Source organism: Nitrospirillum guanabarense (assembly GCF_034653355.1).
Taxonomy (GTDB): domain Bacteria; phylum Pseudomonadota; class Alphaproteobacteria; order Azospirillales; family Azospirillaceae; genus Nitrospirillum.
In genome coordinates this window covers 1,551,615-1,567,845 of record NZ_JAYEER010000001.1, presented here as the reverse complement: position 1 = coordinate 1,567,845, position 16,231 = coordinate 1,551,615, and the positions used below count along the sequence as shown (strand labels likewise).

Genomic DNA, 16,231 nt, shown 5'->3' with positions numbered 1-16,231 from the left:
TGAACGGGATGGGCTTAAGGTGCTTGGGAAGGACCGCCCGAAAAGGCGATCCTTCCCAATGGCGTTATATAATTTCCATAAGATAGATTATCGGTTTTTCCTATGTAGGCGCAAAGTTAAACTGTCAGTCCAGAGCAAAGTAGAAGTGTCAGTCTTCCGGTTGGGTGGTGCCAGCTGGGAGGTTGGTGATGGGCTGGGTGGTGATGAGCGACCGGGAAGTTCGGCGGGTGGAGGTTCTGGGGGATGTGGTTGCCGGTCTCTCGGTTGCGGCGCTGGCCTCGACGCTGGGTCGGCACCGGTCGACGGTCTATCGGGAGATTGCGCGTCACTTCTACCACACGGCGGAGCGAGACCGCCGATGCCTCAACTGCGGAGGTCTTCCACGCCAAGCTCGCGGAATTCGGCGCGGTTGGGTAGGATGAAAAAGCCTTGTCGCACTTCGACTTGAGTCCCCCCTTCTCATGATAATGGGTAACATGAGATTCCTAATGGCAGGAGCAGGGCGTATGCGGGGAAAACGAAGGGCGATCGGGTTCAAGCTGTTTCCCAGCTTCATAGGGATCGCGCTGCTCGCTTTGTTGGGGACAAGCAGCGCGTCGACGGCAGTATTCTCCGCCCCTTCAATCACTTATACGATATCTCCGAAAGCTGATGCCGGTCAGTTAATCGGAGTATTGGTAGAGGTCACGGTGCCGATCGGCGCGACGGGTGACGTTGTTCTTATCTTACCTGAAGAATGGGGCGGTACTGACCAGCTCTACCGATATCTTTCACCCATCGATGTAATCGGAGGGTCTATTGTAACGCTGTCGCCATCACAACGTAAGGTTGTAGGTCCGCCGAGCCGGAGTGTCACACTGCGCTACGCTGTATCCAGTGCTTATGACCATGAGCCGAATGCGAAGGACGGGATCCTCACGAACGGACCTATGATCCGCCCGGATTGGTTCACCGGCATGGGCGACCAATTTATCGTCGGCCTCAAGGACCGCGACACCGCGCCGGCAACGGTACGCTGGAAAGGTTGGCCGAAAGGTTGGGTGACGGTATCGAGCGAGGATGCTCGACCCTCAACTGTCGCCGATGTAATCGGCGCCAGCTTCATCGCCGGACGGGAGGTCGCAATACGGAGCCGTCCGATCAGCGGAGGCACGCTTCGCTTCGTAAGTCACGGTTCTTTTGAATGGAATGTTGATGCGTATGCTGATCGCGTGGCGCGGACGATCGATGCCGAGCGCAAATTCTGGGGTGGCATCACGGGCAACTACACAGTGACCATGGTCGGCTTGGCTCCGTCGCTGGGGTTCAGTTCGTCCGGGGGCACAGGTCGAAACCATGGCTTCGTCCAATATGCCTCTCCGGATACGCAGATGCCCGTCCTTGAACGGAATATAGCGCACGAACATATGCATAATTGGATACCGCGCCAAGTCGGAGAGATGCCCGACACGGATGGCGAGGCATCAGTCTATTGGTTCAGCGAGGGGTTCACTGATTTTTATACGGGAAGGACGCTGTTGCGCTCAGGTCTGTGGTCGCCGGGGCAGTTTACGGACAACCTAAACGAAGTAATCACCCGCCTGGCAACGTCGAAAGCCCGCAACTACACCAACGCCCAAACCGCGAAAGGGGCATGGTCGGATCAGGACGTGCACCAACTCGCCTATGACCGCGGACAATTGTTTGCGTTCCTGCTTGACCATGCGTTGCGGGGGTCTGGAAAGCGCGGACTGGACAGCATCATGCTTCTCATGCGCGACCGCTGGCAGGCTGCGCCCGCGAACGCCAAACCGCCCGTGATCGCGAATCTGCTCTCAGCCGCCGATGCCGTTGCCTTCGATATGCGGCCGATGCTCGCAAAGTACATCGACGCGGGCGATACGATTATATTACCGGCGGACCTCTTCGCCAGTTGTGCCACGATCACGGGTGTGAAGCTGGCGGAGTTCGACCTTGGCTATGATCGCGTAGCTACGGGGAAAAGCGGTGGCGTGTTTGCCGGGGTTCAGCCGGATGGTCCTGCCTATGCCGCCGGACTGCGCGACGGCATGGTCAGATTGGCAAAGTTGAGCGGAACGATGGGCGTCTCCACAACAGCGTGGAGTGTCCGTGTTCGCGACGGTGCCCGTGAGCGCGTCATCACCTACTATCCAAGGGGCAAGAAGCTCATTGACGGTCAGGAGATGCGCCTAACGGCATCGCGCTCGCCCTCCCAACGCAAGCAGTGCGCGCTATCCATGAGCGGTGCCTGATTGCATGGATGTGGGCCTCCCGATTGGGAACGACGATGCGACCTACGTGACATAGCCCCGCCCTTCCCCCATGACAAGTTCCAGACCTTTGTCCTGGTGAGGCACGAAGGCCGCTGACTCTGCGCCGCCTTCCACAATTCCGGCATGGGGATAGGGCCAAGGCCGCCCGTGCCTGACCGCCCCTCATCATTGCCCTGCCCCGCCGCCGGGCGCGTGCTTGGCCAGCGACGGGGCATTTACTCCCGCACGCAGTCATAGGCGCCATTGGAAATGGCCGGGATGTTGTCCGCTGTCACCGGCACGCTGCTGCGATAGCCGGCGGGGCAGACGGCCATGATCCGCCAGCCGCCGCGCGGCGTGGCCCTGGTGGCTAGGGTCTGGCCGCTGTCCAGCGTGTCCAGGCGCAGCGTGTTCGGGTTGGTGCTGCGGCGCTGTTCCAGGGTGATGGGCTGGGGACAGACGTTGGTCATGAGGCGGACGCCGGCGTCATCCGGATCGGGCTCGGTATGACGGCAGCGCTCCACCTGGGGCAGCGTCGCCCGACCCAGGTCCCAGGGCTCGGCCGTCGCGTCCAGGGGTGGCCGCTGGTCGGCCGGCAACGTCGTGGTCAGGGCGAAGTCCGGGTTCTCGCGCGCTGTGGGCCAGTCGGCGCGGATCAGGTCGTAGGCGGCGGCCTTTTCCTGGCCGGGTTCCGTCACCACGTCGGGCCGCACCCCCACCCCTTCCCAGCCGTCGCCGCCATCCGGCGCCCGCAGCAGCTTGGTCGGCAGGAACAGCGACAGGCCGCAGGGCAAATCCTCCAGGTGGCCCGCGATACCGGCGCCCGCCGTCGTCTGGCCCACGACGGTGGCGCGCCCCGCCCGCTGCAGGCCGAAGGCGAAGCCCTCCGCCGCCGAACCGGTGTGGGCGTCGACCAGGATGTAGAGCTTGGCGTCGGCCAGGCGGCGGCCGGGGACATAGCCGTAGGTCCACTCCTGTTCTTCCCGCGCGGGGTCGCGGTGCACACCCCGGACCAGCAGGCGCTCTTGCCCCACGGGAAAGAAGTATGTCGCCAGGAACACCCCGATCTCGCCATTGCCGCCGCCATTGCCGCGCACGTCGATGATGACGTAGTGCGACCGGGCGGCCAGGGTCATGGCGGCGGCGGCGCTGGCGAATCCGGCCTCATTAGCGGTCCACGGTCCCGGGGAGCGGATGATGGTGACGGGCAGATCGGGGTCGACGGTGACGGCGGCGATGCCGTGGTAGGGGCCGGCCACCTCCTCCGGGCCCGGATCGTCGCCAGGCGCGGCGTCGCACCGTACGCTCAGATGCAGGTCGGCATGCTCGGCCCGCAAATCCTCGGTCAGCCTCTTGGCCAGGGAGCATGGCGCTTGCCCATCATAGCGCCCGGCCTTCAGCCCGCGCGCCAGCACCTTCCCATACCGCGCTGAAATGTCAGGCAAAGGATAATGGTCGCGCAGCAGGCGGCTGATGGTCGCCACCGCATCCGCCACCTGCCCATGACCAAGCGGCGCCGGCCCACCATCGGCGGCCCGCGCCACGGAACCGATCAGCAGGCAGGCACCGGCAAGAAGCGGAAGGGCGCGTCGCATGGCCACCGGCGGTCCAAGGTGAGAAAACGCCCCCATCCTATTGATCGCCCAGGCGTCGTCACGCCTTATGCGGATGCTGGAGAATTTGTCGCACGCCTTGGCCGCCATCGTGGGTCAAGGCGCGGGATCCCGCTCCTGTTTTACCCTGGGCATCTCCGTCAGACGCATCTAAGAATTGTTCACCGGCAAAACACTTTCTCCCTTAAGCGATCCGCTCCTTGAGAGTTATGGCAATGCACTTCCGTCCATCGGCGCGCCTCCGGCCGGATCAACTGATCGTCGTGGAGGATGATGAGGTTACGCGGCTGGCCATCGTCACCTATTTCAGCGCAAACGGCTTTGAAGTGCGCGAAGCGGGTGGCTTGGCTGAATGCATGGCCCATTTGCGACGACGGCCAACCGACTTGATCTTCCTTGATGTGAGGCTGCCGGATGGATCGGGAATGGAGTTGGCGCGTGAAATTCGTGCCACCAGCCAGGCCGGCATCATCTTCGTGACCGAATTGAACGATACGATCGACCGCATCATCGCCTTCGAGTTGGGAGGAGATGATTTCGTCTCCAAGCCCGTGGACCTTCGTGAGCTGCTGGCCCGCGCCCATGCCCTGCTTCGGCGCCTGCGCGCCAGCGCGGACCTTGCCCGACAGACCGTCACGCAATTTGGAACCTGGCTGCTGGATTTGACACGGCGCGAGCTTCTGGATGGCGATGGACGCCCCCTGCATCTGACCCGTGGCGAATTCGATCTGCTGGCCGCGTTGGTGGAAGCGGATGGCCGCCCTTTAAGCCGGGACTACCTGGCGGAAGTGGTCAGCAACCGCGGCAGTGGCGAGGTCAATCCGCGCACCGTGGACACTTTGATCGCGCGGCTGCGCCACAAGCTCGTCACCCCGCAAAGCTCGCCGAGCCTGCCAGCCATCATCACCGTTTCCGGCATGGGGTACCGGCTGGGAACTTGCCAACCGCAGCCTAAAAGGGCACCAGGTCATCCCCCGCGTGGAACTTGATGCGCCGCCGCGTTGCCGACAGGGCCATCAAGCCGGCCCGGCGTTGCCGGCGCAAATCCGCCACCCAGGCGATGAAATCGGCCGCGTCACCCCGTTCCGCCGCCGTTTCCAGCCGTCCGGCCGCCGCGTACAGTTCAGCCAAGCCCACCGCCCCCGCGGCGCTGCGCAACCGGTGCACCATTTCGCGCAGTTGCCGGCGGTCGTTTTCGACGGCGGCGCGTTCCAAGGCAGCCAGCGTGGTCCGGGATGTGCGGACGAACAACCGCGTCAGCCGTGTCAGGCCCCCCGCTCCCAGCGCCTGCCATTGCTGCCGCAGGAAAGCCAGATCCAGTGGGTTTCCCGGTTCCGATCCCGCTTGGTTGACCGTTTCCCAAGCCGCCGCCCCCTCCCCGCATACCAAGGCCGCCCGCACGGCACTGAGCAACAGGGGCTTGGAAATGGTCAGCTCGATGCCCGCCGCCAGACAGCGCCGCCGGCTCACGTCCGTGAGATCCGCCGTCATAGCGATGACGCGTGGGGACCGGCCAGGCAGCGCCCGCAAACTCTCCGCCAAGACAAAACCGTCTTGGCCTGGCATGTGGAGGTCGGTCATGACCACGTCGAAGGACTGTGTCCTCATCCGGTCCAAGGCTTCGGCCACCGAGGCCGCAAGGGTCGGTTTCTGCCCCAGGCGGCGTAGTAATCCGGCGACCACTTGCCGGTTGACCGCATCGTCATCCACCGCCAGCACCGACCAAGCGGGCAGGCCGCCGTCTTCCAGCCCTGGACCAGCCCCCCGGAACGATGGCCGATGACGAGGTTGCGAGGACGAAGGCCCGGCTTCACCGCAGGCGACGGGATGCACCAGCGGTACGGCCAAGATGAAGGTGCTGCCGTGGCCCAGGGTGCTGTCGACCGTAAGGTCGCCTCCCATCAGCCTGGCGATGCGCCGGCTGATGGCAAGCCCCAGTCCGGTGCCGCCGAAGCGCCGGGTGATGCTGTCGTCAGCTTGCACGAAATCCTCAAAAATGGCGTCGCGCAATTCCGGCGCGATGCCGATGCCTTGGTCCGATACCGCGATGAGCAGCAATCCATCGGTCACCCAAGCCGACATACGGATGCCACCCGCCGGGGTGAATTTCACGGCATTACCCAGGAGGTTCAGCAGTACACGATTGAGGCGGGCCTCGTCCGCGCGAATGGAAACCGGAACGGACGGGGCGATTTCCAAGCGCAGGTCCAATCCTTTGGCGTCCGCCTGTGGGCCAAGCAGAACCAGCGCGGCCTCGGCCAGGCGGCGCAAGTCGACGTCGCCCAGCGCCAGCGTCTCTCCCTCCGCCGTCAACCGGCCATAGTCCAAGATGCCGTCGAGCAGGCTCAGCAGCGTGCCTCCCGACGTCTCGGCGATGTCCAGCAGGTGGCGTTGGTCCGGCGGCAGCCGATCCGGGTCGAGGAGTTGGAGCATGCCCAGGATGCCGTTGAGCGGCGTTCGGATTTCATGGCTGACGACGGCCAGAAGACGGGACTTCGCCTGGTCCGAGCTTTCAGCCCGATCCACGGCGTGGCGCAGTTCCAGCGTCCGGTCGGCCACCAGCCGCTCCAGCGTGTGCTGCCGGGCGCGCAACTGGCCAGTGCGGGCCTGTATCAGACCGGCGATGGCCGCCAATCCGGCGATCACGCCCGCCGTTTTTGCCCAGCTGGTCTGATACCAGGCCGGCAGCACCGTCACCGGCAACGCGACCGGATGGGCCCAAGTGCCGATCCTGTTCGATCCGCGCAGCAGCAAACGGTACGACCCGGGAGGGAGGTTGGTATAGGCCGCGATGCGCCGACCGGCGTCGGTCGAGATCCAGCCCGTGTCGAACCCTTCCAACTGGTAGGCATATTGGTTGTGCTCCGGCGCGGCGTAGTCGAGGGCGGCGAACTCCACCTCGACGCTACGGCTGTCCGACGGCACCACCAGCGGTTCCGCCGCCGGCAAGACCCGGCCGCCGACCTTCGCTTGACTTACCGCGATGGTCGGCACATAGGACCAGTCGCGCAGCCGGTCAGGCCTCACCAGCGTCATACCGGCCACACCGCCGAACAGCAGGCCGCCATCCGGCAACAGGACGCCGGATCGGGCGAAATAGGAATGCATGCCGTCGCCATCGGCGGCGTCGAAACGGCGGACGGCCATGGTGCCGGGGTCGACCATGGCCAAACCGGCATCGGTGCTGACCCACATGCGGCCCTGGCGATCGCGCAACAGCATGCGGACGCCGTCGCTGGGCAGGCCTCGGGCCCGGGTCAGCCGGTCGAAGTGATCCCCGGCCGGGAGCAAAATGCCGATCCCTCCTTCGGTGCCGACCCACAGTCGTCCTTGTCCATCCTCGGCGAAAGCGTTGACAACGTCGTTGGGCAGGCTGGCCCCGTCGTTGGGGTCGTGCCGGAAATGCCGGAAACGCCGCCGGTTCGGCACCGAGTAGGTCTAGGCCGCCCACCGTACCGACCCAAAGGCGCCCGGCGGTGTCGCGCCACAGCGCATTGATGGCGCCGAAATTCAGGCTTCCCGGGGCGGCCGCGTCGTTCCGCCAGGTTTCGCGCGGCCCACCATCGATGTCATGGGCGTCGAACCGGCCCAGCCCCCAAAATCCTCCAGCCCACAGATCGTTGCCGTCGGCCAGCAGCACCGTCGTGTTCAATCCCGCCAGGGGCTGGATCGGCGCCACCCGGCCGGTGCGCGGGCTGGTGCGGAAGACGGCGAAGCGCGTGGCGGTCAGCATGTCGCCATCGGGCAACTGGGCAAAGCCCTGGATCAGTTCATAGGGCCGGTTCTCGGTCAATATCCGGGGCAAGAAGCGTGGCGCGGCGCCGCTAGCCATGTCCACGCGTTGCACGCCACCACGGCGATAGCCCAGCCAAAGGCCACCGTCCGCGTCCAGCGCCATGCTGCGCACCTGGTCGCCTTGCAGGGTGGCGCTGGGGGCGAAGATGGGACGGATCGCCTGGCCGCCGGGATCGAAGCGCTCGACCCCCGATTGATGCGCCACCCAGGCCAGCCCGGAGTGGTCCAGGTAAATCTGGGTCACGAAATCGTCGGGAAGGCGACCCGGCTCGACCGCGTCACGGCGAATGTGACGGGTACGTCCCGTGGGAATGTCGTACGACAACAGCCCGCCGCCGAACAGGGAGATCCAGAGGGTGTCCGGATCGGGTTGCACCAGGGACAGCGCGTACCAACCCTGCGGCGGCAGGACGGCCTCGGCCTGGGGGCGTCCGTCGATGAGGCGTATCCGGCCCAGCGCGCCGTCATAGGTGCCGTACCAGAGGGTGCCGTCCGGCGCCTGGATCATGGACACGAGCGGCGCGTCGGCCCCATGCGGCAAGGGAACCGGCACCAGTTCCTCCCGCTGGTTCATGCGGGATAGCGGTGGCGCCTTGATGCTGCCACCGACCCATAGGATGCCGTCACGGTCGCGGAAGACCATGCCCACCCCTTGGCGCGTGATCCGTCGGGTGACGGGACTGGCCCGTTCGAGATGGATCAACCCGTTGCGGCCACCGGCCCACACCCCGCCATGGCCATCACCAGCCATCGGCCCCACCCTGCCCGTCCCCTCGTCCGGCGGTTGATAGGTCGAAAACCGTTCGGTCACGGGATCCCAGCGGCTGATCAGGCCGGACAGGGTGGAAACCCACATCGATCCGTCCGGGTCGGGCAGAAGCTCGTCGACGAAATTCTCCGGCAGGCTGCCGTCCCGCCCGTCCACATGCCGGAAGACGCGCATCCGGTATCCGTCCCAGCGGGCCAGGCCGCTGGGCGTGGAAAACCACATGAAGCCCGCCCGATCTTGCGCGACCTTCTGGACGGATGGCACCGGCAGCCCCTCGGCGACGCCGATATGGCTGAACAGCGGCGTGGCCAGTTGCTCCACGGTGGAAGGGGCTCCCTGGGCCACGGCGCAAACGGTTGCCAGCCAAACGGCGAGAAAGGCCGCCAGAGCACGAGCAAAGCTCACCCGGGCACTGAACCGGCACCGCCTGGTGAACGGACAGCGAGCGCGGGGTGACGCCCCGATGATGCACCGGTCAACCGCCATTCACACCCTATCGACATTCTGTCGGCAACGGCTTGATAGCCTCCGCTGCATGCACTTGCTAGTAGAAAAAACTACGCAAACAGCATGTTAATGTAGAAATGGAGAAAATCATGGATCTGCAAGTTGATTGCGCACCGGGGCTGGCGCTGGGAATGGGTGTGGATATCGCGACCGGCGCCTCCAAGTTGATCGGCATGGCAAACGTGCCTGCTGAATTGCCTGGAAGCACCACGAGCCCAAGCAACAGCGCCGAGGAGGCGCTGACCATCACCTTCGCGACCTCCAAAGAGGAGCTGGCCACCAGCCTGCATGTCCAGGCCAGCGCCAGTGCCAGTTACGGCATTTTTTCCGCGTCCGGTTCGCTGGATATTTTCAATTCCCTCGACTACAGCAGCTACGGCGTCTGGCTGACCGTCGTGGGCAAGGTCGTCACCGGCACCTCCTCTTACAATCAGCCTACATTGACCGACCCCGCGGTGGCGCTTCTGCAGAATCCGGCCGGCGCCGGACCCTTCTCGGCAAGTTACGGCCACGGTTATGTCCGTGAAATCGAGAAGGGCGCATCCGTCACCATGGTGTTTCAATGGCTGACGACCAGTGAAACCGAGCAGCGGAACCTGCACACCTCGATTTCAGTGGCGGCACAGGGGGCGTTCAGCGCCAGCGCCTCGGTTGACGTGCAGCAGAATTTCAAGCGGACGCTCTCGAACACCCGGGCTCAAGTCTACTATGTCTCCAAGGGTGGCAAGGTCATACCGGGGCAGTTGGACGCGGTGGCCGCGTTCGATGCCGTGAACACTTTCCTGCTGTCGGTTTCCGCAGCCAATTCGGTCGCGTTGAGCGCCACGATCACCGACTACGACGCCGTCGCCCGTGCGGCCTTGAAAGACAAAACACTGCCGCAGCCGACCCCGTGGGCGTTGGGCACAACCCTGCTCCACAATTGCGCGGCGCTGCAGCAGGAGATCGACGCCACGGATACCCTGCTGGGGCAGTACCGGGACGCCAAGGAGCACCCGGAGCGTTATAACGGCACGGCCACCGCCTTGGCCGCCATCGCCGATCCCGCCATCGCCACGCTCAAGACCTACCGGGCGGCGGCCGTCCAAGGCCTGAAGACCTACAAGGACAATATCTCCACGTCCGACGCTCCGCAAAACTTCCCCGTCACCGTCACGCCCCTGCCGTCACTGCCGGCGCTCACCTTGCGAAACGCCAGCGGCGATTACTTGGGGAATGGTTCCATCTACTTTTATATCCAGAACCTGGGCAATGTCATCGCACCGCAGAAAGCCGATGGCACGGGCGCCCTAATTCTGAAGCCGTTGGATCCCAACGATGTCACCCAGCGATGGATCCTGAGGCAGGATGGCCTTTATTCGTTCTTCCTCAACGGTGCCAGCAAGCAATACCTGGCAATGCCGACGAATTTCAGCGCGATAAACAATCAGCTCGTTCAGACGACGGATTCGTCTTCGGGCAACGCCAAATGGGTGCTGGGGTCCAGCGTGGGCGTACCTGGATATATCGGGTGGTCGGGCGCGGCCGGTTGGGTCATCAGCTTCACGCAGGCTGGAACTGTCGGGTTGGGGACGTGGGCGGCGCTGACCAACCAGATCTGGGCCGTGGTGAAGGTCGATCCCAACGCCACGCCGGCGTGACGGATTGATCCGTTGTGAAAGGGCGGGTCCCGGAATCCCGGCGTCCGCCCTTTCCTCCTGGCCCGCTCCCTAATTCAGCACGCAGATCCCGGCGTTCAGCGCGGTGGCGAAGGCGACCCAGACGGCATAGGGCAGGAACAGCAGGGCGGCGATCCGGTCGCTGCGCCAAGCCGTGGCGATGAAGGCCAGGATGGTGGCCAGCAGCAACAGGATGACGGCCAGTGCCAGGCCCGGCAGATGGGCGGCGAAGAAGATGGGCGACCAGAAGAAGTTCAGGAGCATCTGGATCCACCACAGCCGCATGGGCCGGCTGTCCCTGTCCCGCCGCCAGACCACCCAGCCGGCGATGGCGACCAGAACGTAGAGGGTGGTCCAGGCGGGTGCGAACACCCAGTTGGGTGGCGTGAAGCTGGGCTTGGCCAGACGCAGGTACCATAGGCCCGGCGCCGTCAGATAGCCGATGGCCAGCCCGATCCCCAGGACCAGGACGACGAAGAGGATGAGGGCGCGGGAAACCGACGACGGCGCGGGCGGCTCATCCTCATGGGGCATCATGGGCGCGTTCCCTAAACGGTGTCTACCCAACGGTGTCTACCAAGGTATTGGTACACAATAACTTCGCGACTGTCGCGCCCGTTCCATCCGCCCCGTTCCACGCGTGGTCGTGGGGGTCAACCGCCTTGCAGCCGTTTCAGCAATTCCGGGGACCAGGTGGCCAGCCGGGCGCCGTGCGCGTCGGCCTCCTGCGCCACCTGGTTATAGAGTTCCAGAAGCTTGCGCGGGTCGAGCAGGCAATCGTTGAAGGCCGCGCGGCCGAAACGATTTTCCACCAGGACGGCCATCTCGTAGCCCACCGTGTACCAAGCCCCCTGGGCGTCGCCCCAGAAGGGGGCCGCGCGCTTCATGATATCCCCGTCCTGGATCAGCTTGTCGTCCAGGATGTCCATCAGCAACTGCTGGATGGCGGCAAGGTCGGCGGCAAAGCGCTGCATGTCGCCGTCCCAGCGGGCACGGACCAGGGCATCGTCTTCCCAATGGGGATGCCGATCGGCGCCGGCGGCCGCCAGCATGGCCTCGCCCTCCCCGAAGGCGCTGAGCCAGTTCACGGCGCGCTTCACATTGGGGGGCAACCCGGCCTGCAGTTCTTCCTGTCGCGCCGCCAGGCTTTCCAGGCCGATGTGGTGGCATTCGTGGGTCACCGTGTTCTCGAACTGGTCTTGCGATTGATGGTTGACGGCTAGGAAGATGGCCGGGCCGCCGCCATCGTCCGCCTCCGACGTGGCGGGCTTTTTCCACACGAAGCTGTTGCGCTGCGGTTTGATCTCCGGGAACACCTGGGCGCGGATGCTGGCCCCTGGCGGCAGCCATGCCAGCACCCCGGCGCCCAGCCGGGCCATGTCCGCCTGCTTCATGGCCGCCAAGGTCGATGCCCAGTCGGCCCGCTGGGCCGCCGCTTCCGACGACGTCAGGAAACGCTGGAAGTCCTCGTCGGAAAGGGGGCGTCCCATGGCCGCCTCCCGGGCCTTCAGCCACTGATAGGGCCTGGTGGCGAACAGGCGGTTCCAATCCTCCGCCGTGACCGTTTCATGGGTCGCCCGCTTGTCCAGGATGCGCAGGGCCTCATCCGCCTCCGATGTGTCGAGCGCCAGCGACACGGGAACCGCGCCCGCGGCCGTACCCGCCAAGAACAGCCACGCCCCCAAGACAGCGGAACACACCGACCGGTTCATACCCGCCCCTCCCCTGCATCCACAACCAACATACCAGGGTGCCGCCCCGTGGCGGAGGCCGCTTTGCCCCTGCCCAGGTGGGGCCACTTGAGACGAGGGGGGCGCGGCCGCCTTCTCCACGCCGGTATTCGATGTCATGATCGCTTGCGCCATGAGGCCGCTCAAGGGATCGAGGGAGACGTGGGTTTGGTTGGACGCGCGCCGTACCGCATCAGCGTGGGCCCCCGCACCTGGACCTTCGCCGATCTGAAGGATCTCATGGCCAAGGCGACGCCGCCGAGGTCTGGAGACCGGCTGGCCGGCATCGCGGCCCAGTCGGCAGAGGAGAACGTGGCGGCCAAGATGTGCCTGGCCGACCTGCCGCTGAAGACCTTCCTGACCGAGGCGCTGGTGCCCTATGAGGAGGATGAGGTCACCCGCCTGATCCTGGACCGGCACGACACGGCGGCCTTCGCGCCCGTCTCGCACCTGACGGTGGGCGGTTTCCGTGACCATCTGCTGTCGGACCTGGCCACGACGGAGACGCTGACGGCCCTGGCCCCCGGCCTGACGCCGGAGATGGTGGCGGCCGTGTCCAAGATCATGCGCAACCAGGACCTGATCCTGGCGGCGCGCAAGTGCGGCGTCGTCACCCGTTTCCGCAACACCATCGGCCTGCCCGGCACCCTGGCCGTGCGGCTGCAGCCCAACCATCCGGCGGACGATCCCGGTGGCGTGGCAGCCAGCATCCTGGACGGCCTGCTCTATGGCTGCGGTGACGCCGTCATCGGCCTCAACCCGGTGTCGGACAGCCTGTCGACCCTGGCCGACCTGGCACGCCTGATCGATGGGGTCATCCAGCGCTTCGCCATCCCCACCCAGGCCTGCATCCTGACCCATGTCACCACCAGCATCGAACTGATGAACCGGGGCGTGCCGCTGGACCTGGTGTTCCAGTCGGTGGCGGGCACCCAGGCGGCCAACGAGGGCTTCGGCGTCAGCCTGGCCTTGCTGCGCGAAGGGATGGAAGCGGCCCGGGCGCTGAAGCGCGGCACGGTGGGCGACAACGTCATGTATTTCGAGACCGGTCAGGGCAGCGCCCTGTCCGCCGGCGCGCACCATGGCGTGGACCAGCAGACGCTGGAAGCGCGAGCCTACGCCGTGGCGCGGGAGTTCCGGCCCCTGCTGGTCAACACAGTCGTCGGCTTCATCGGGCCGGAATACCTCTATGACGGCAAGCAGATCATCCGCGCCGGGCTGGAGGACCATTTCTGCGGCAAGCTGCTGGGCCTGCCGCTGGGCTGCGACGTCTGCTACACCAACCATGCCGAGGCCGACCAGGACGACATGGACACGCTGTTGACCCTGCTGGCCACGGCCGGCGTGTCCTACGTCATGGGTGTACCAGGGGCGGACGATGTCATGCTGAACTATCAGTCGACCTCCTTCCACGACGCCCTTTATGTCCGGCGCTTGCTGGGCCTGAAGCGCGCGCCGGAGTTCGAGGCGTGGCTGGCCGCCACGGGCATCACCGGCGCCGACGGCCGGCCCCTGCCCCAGCCGCCGAGCCAGCCTTTGCTGCGGGGGTGGCACTGATGGACAAGCCGACGGTCACGTCCGACGCCTGGACCCACCTGGCCGCCGCCACGCCGGCGCGCATCGCCCTGGGCCGCGCCGGCGACAGCCTGCCGACGGCGGAGGTGCTGCGCTTCGCCCTGGCGCACGCCCAGGCGCGCGATGCCGTGCACACCCCGTTCGACGCCGCCGGCCTGGTGGAGCAACTGACGGCCCTGGGGGTGGCGCCGGTGGCGGTGCACAGCGCCGCACCCGACCGCGCCACCTACCTCAGCCGTCCGGACCTGGGACGTCTGCTTGACACGCCCAGCCGGCTGGCGCTGGCCGCCCTGCCCACCGCCAGCCCTGATCTGTCGGTCGTGATCGCCGACGGCCTGTCGGCGACGGCGGTACACCGCCAGGCCCTGCCCCTGCTGGCCGCCTTCCTGCCCTGGGTCCGGCAAGAGGGCTGGCGCCTGGCCCCGGTGGTGGTGGCGTCCCAGGCGCGGGTGGCCCTGGGCGACGCGGTGGGCCAGGCGCTGGGCGCCCGCGCCGTGGCCGTGCTGATCGGGGAGAGGCCGGGCCTGTCCGCCCCTGACAGCCTGGGCGTCTACCTGACCTTGAACCCCGCGCCCGGCCGCCTGGATGCCGAACGCAACTGCCTGTCCAACATCCGCGACGGCGGCCTGGGCCACGAACTGGCGGCCTTCAAGCTGGCCTGGCTGCTGCGTGAGGCCTGGCGCCGCCAGGTGACGGGTGTCGCCCTGAAGGACGAAAGCGACCGCTTGCTGGTCAACGGCTGCGCCCCCATGTTGCTGGCGGACTAAGGGAGAGGTGGCCGTGCCGCGGACAGGTTGGGTGGCGTTGTCGATGATGGCGCTGGCATCAGCGGCACAGGCGGAAGCGGGACGCATCGAGGAACGCACCCTGCCCTACGCCCCGCTGCCGGCCGACCTCCAGGCGGTGGAGGAGGTCATCAGGACGCCGCTCAGCGACGACTTCGCGGCCAAGACCTACACGGCCCCCGATGGGCGAGCCGTGCCCTACCGCTTGCTGGTCCCGGCCACGGTGGTGGCGGCCCAGCCGGCGCTGGTCAAGCTGCCCTTGGTGGTGGTCCTGCACGGCTCCGGCAGCATCGGCCACGACAATGCCGGGCAGATGACCGGCTTCGCCAAGGCCTGGGCCCTGCCCGACCTGCGGCGGCGCTTCCCCGCCTATGTGGTGGTGCCGCAGGTGGACGCGCGCAGCGCCGACTATGCCCCGGGCGAGGACGGCCTGTTGGCATCCCATCCCGGTGTCTCCCTGCCCGCCGTGCTGGCCCTGGTGGATGACTTGGCGGGACGCCTGCCGGTGGACACGGCGCGGATCTATGTCGTGGGTTTCTCCATGGGAGCCTCGGCGGCGCTGGACGCGCTGGTGGCCAAGCCGGGCCGCTTCGCCGCCGCGGTGGCTTTTTCCGCCGTGCCGCCGGATCGCGCACGGGCGGCGGGGGTGGCGGGCGTGCCCACCCTGCAGGTCCATGGCGACCAGGACAGGGAGAACCCCTACGCGCCCGACCATGCCTGGGCGGAGGCGGTGGCCGCCGCCGGCGGCGCGCCTGTCTTCGTGCGTTATCAGGGCATGGAACACCGCGTGCCGCCGGACATGATCCTGGCGCCCGGCTGGCGGGAATGGCTGTTCGCCCAGCGGCTCAACCCGGCGATACCGCCCCGCCCTTGACCGGCCGGCCGTAGCGGGCCAGCAGGGTCAGCACCGCCTCATCGACCACCCGCGCCACCTCGGCATCATCCACCACCTGGTCGGCGGCCAGGAAGGTGGGCCAGAAGATCAGGTCGTTGATCATGCCCAGGAACTGGCGCGCGGCCAGTGGCACGTCATGGATGGCCATGGTGCCGGCCGCGATTTCGGCGCGCAGGTAGGCGTGCAGGCGGTCGAGGTAAGGCGCCTTGCCCCGCAGGAACAGGGCGCGGCCCAGTTCGGGGAAGCGCGGCGCCTCCGCGATGATCACGCGAAACAGGGGGCCGGTGTGGGGCTGGCGCAGCTTGCCGGCATAATCATGGCCGATGGTGGTCAGGCCGGCGGCGGGATTGCCGGCGGATGGCAGCGGGCGCTGCAGCTCCGGATCCACCTCCCACAGCTCTTCCATGATGCCCTCGAACAGGGCGGCCTTGGTGGGGAAGTGCTTGAACAGCGTGCCGGTGGAGATCCCGGCCTCCCTGGCGACATGGGCCAGGGTGGTGCGGTCGTAGCCCTGGGACAGGAAGGCCCGGCCGGCGGCGGCCAGGGCCGCCGCGCGCTTTTCGGATTTCACACGTTTCCGGTACTCTTCCACAGCCATGGCCGACGCATCCCGTAATTCAGCCGCAAGCCGCCTGTATACCGGCGGTTGCGG

General features: G+C 66.3%; 12 protein-coding genes and 1 pseudogene. 7 read left to right on the top strand and 6 right to left on the bottom strand.

The window, feature by feature from the left end; translation table 11 throughout:
* Positions 1-188 precede the first annotated feature (188 nt).
* Positions 189-422: a helix-turn-helix domain-containing protein gene (locus UAA55_RS31210; protein WP_416235158.1), complete on the top strand. Its 234-nt coding sequence runs from the start codon at positions 189-191 to the stop codon at positions 420-422.
* 84 nt (positions 423-506) lie between these two features.
* Positions 507-2,252, top strand: coding sequence for a M61 family metallopeptidase (locus tag UAA55_RS06585; RefSeq protein ID WP_322951851.1), 1,746 nt, complete (start codon positions 507-509; stop codon positions 2,250-2,252).
* A 236-nt stretch (positions 2,253-2,488) separates the two neighbouring features.
* Here UAA55_RS06585 and UAA55_RS06580 read toward each other — a convergent pair whose 3' ends face one another.
* The gene (locus UAA55_RS06580; protein WP_322951850.1) at positions 2,489-3,847 is read right to left on the bottom strand and encodes a S41 family peptidase; all 1,359 of its coding nucleotides are present in this window, start codon (positions 3,845-3,847) and stop codon (positions 2,489-2,491) included.
* Between the two features lie 233 nt (positions 3,848-4,080).
* On the opposite strand from UAA55_RS06580, the gene UAA55_RS06575 reads away from it, so the two are divergent.
* The gene (locus UAA55_RS06575) at positions 4,081-4,854 is read left to right on the top strand and encodes a response regulator transcription factor (RefSeq protein WP_322951849.1); all 774 of its coding nucleotides are present in this window, start codon (positions 4,081-4,083) and stop codon (positions 4,852-4,854) included.
* Here the strand turns inward: UAA55_RS06575 and UAA55_RS06570 are convergent.
* Together UAA55_RS06570 and UAA55_RS31205 are read right to left on the bottom strand one after the other, a co-directional pair.
* Positions 4,817-7,087 (bottom strand): ATP-binding protein, encoded by a 2,271-nt coding sequence (locus UAA55_RS06570; protein ID WP_322951848.1) that lies wholly within the window; start codon positions 7,085-7,087, stop codon positions 4,817-4,819. The genes UAA55_RS06575 and UAA55_RS06570 overlap by 38 nt on opposite strands.
* 114 nt (positions 7,088-7,201) lie before the next feature.
* Positions 7,202-7,294: pseudogene (locus UAA55_RS31205) on the bottom strand (hypothetical protein); the annotation flags it as partial.
* Positions 7,295-9,025: 1,731 nt separating this feature from the next.
* Between UAA55_RS31205 and UAA55_RS06565 the strand changes: the two are divergent.
* Entirely contained in the window at positions 9,026-10,576 is a 1,551-nt protein-coding gene (locus UAA55_RS06565; RefSeq protein WP_322951847.1) for an RICIN domain-containing protein, read from the top strand.
* Between the two features lie 69 nt (positions 10,577-10,645).
* Here UAA55_RS06565 and UAA55_RS06560 read toward each other — a convergent pair whose 3' ends face one another.
* Together UAA55_RS06560 and UAA55_RS06555 are read right to left on the bottom strand one after the other, a co-directional pair.
* Positions 10,646-11,131 carry a TspO/MBR family protein gene (locus UAA55_RS06560; protein ID WP_322951846.1) on the bottom strand — a complete coding sequence of 162 codons (486 nt, stop codon included), beginning with the start codon at positions 11,129-11,131 and terminating at the stop codon, positions 10,646-10,648.
* 116 nt (positions 11,132-11,247) lie between these two features.
* Positions 11,248-12,261: a DUF5700 domain-containing putative Zn-dependent protease gene (locus UAA55_RS06555; protein ID WP_322951845.1), complete on the bottom strand. Its 1,014-nt coding sequence runs from the start codon at positions 12,259-12,261 to the stop codon at positions 11,248-11,250.
* Positions 12,262-12,564: 303 nt separating this feature from the next.
* Between UAA55_RS06555 and UAA55_RS06550 the strand changes: the two genes are divergently transcribed.
* The 3 genes from UAA55_RS06550 to UAA55_RS06540 are packed head-to-tail and all read left to right on the top strand — an operon-like array spanning position 12,565 to position 15,558.
* On the top strand, positions 12,565-13,881 hold the full coding sequence (locus UAA55_RS06550) for an ethanolamine ammonia-lyase subunit EutB (protein WP_416235169.1): 1,317 nt from the start codon (positions 12,565-12,567) through the stop codon (positions 13,879-13,881).
* Complete coding sequence (eutC, locus tag UAA55_RS06545; protein ID WP_322951843.1) at positions 13,881-14,666, top strand: ethanolamine ammonia-lyase subunit EutC; 786 nt, start codon at positions 13,881-13,883, stop codon at positions 14,664-14,666. The genes UAA55_RS06550 and eutC overlap by 1 nt, the downstream gene beginning before the upstream one ends.
* A 13-nt stretch (positions 14,667-14,679) precedes the next feature.
* Entirely contained in the window at positions 14,680-15,558 is an 879-nt protein-coding gene (locus UAA55_RS06540) for a carboxylesterase family protein (RefSeq protein WP_322951842.1), read from the top strand.
* On the opposite strand, the gene UAA55_RS06535 is transcribed toward UAA55_RS06540, so the two are convergent.
* On the bottom strand, positions 15,530-16,177 hold the full coding sequence (locus UAA55_RS06535; RefSeq protein ID WP_322951841.1) for a TetR/AcrR family transcriptional regulator: 648 nt from the start codon (positions 16,175-16,177) through the stop codon (positions 15,530-15,532). The two genes, UAA55_RS06540 and UAA55_RS06535, sit on opposite strands and share 29 nt — an antisense overlap.
* Between the last annotated feature and the right edge of the window lie 54 nt (positions 16,178-16,231).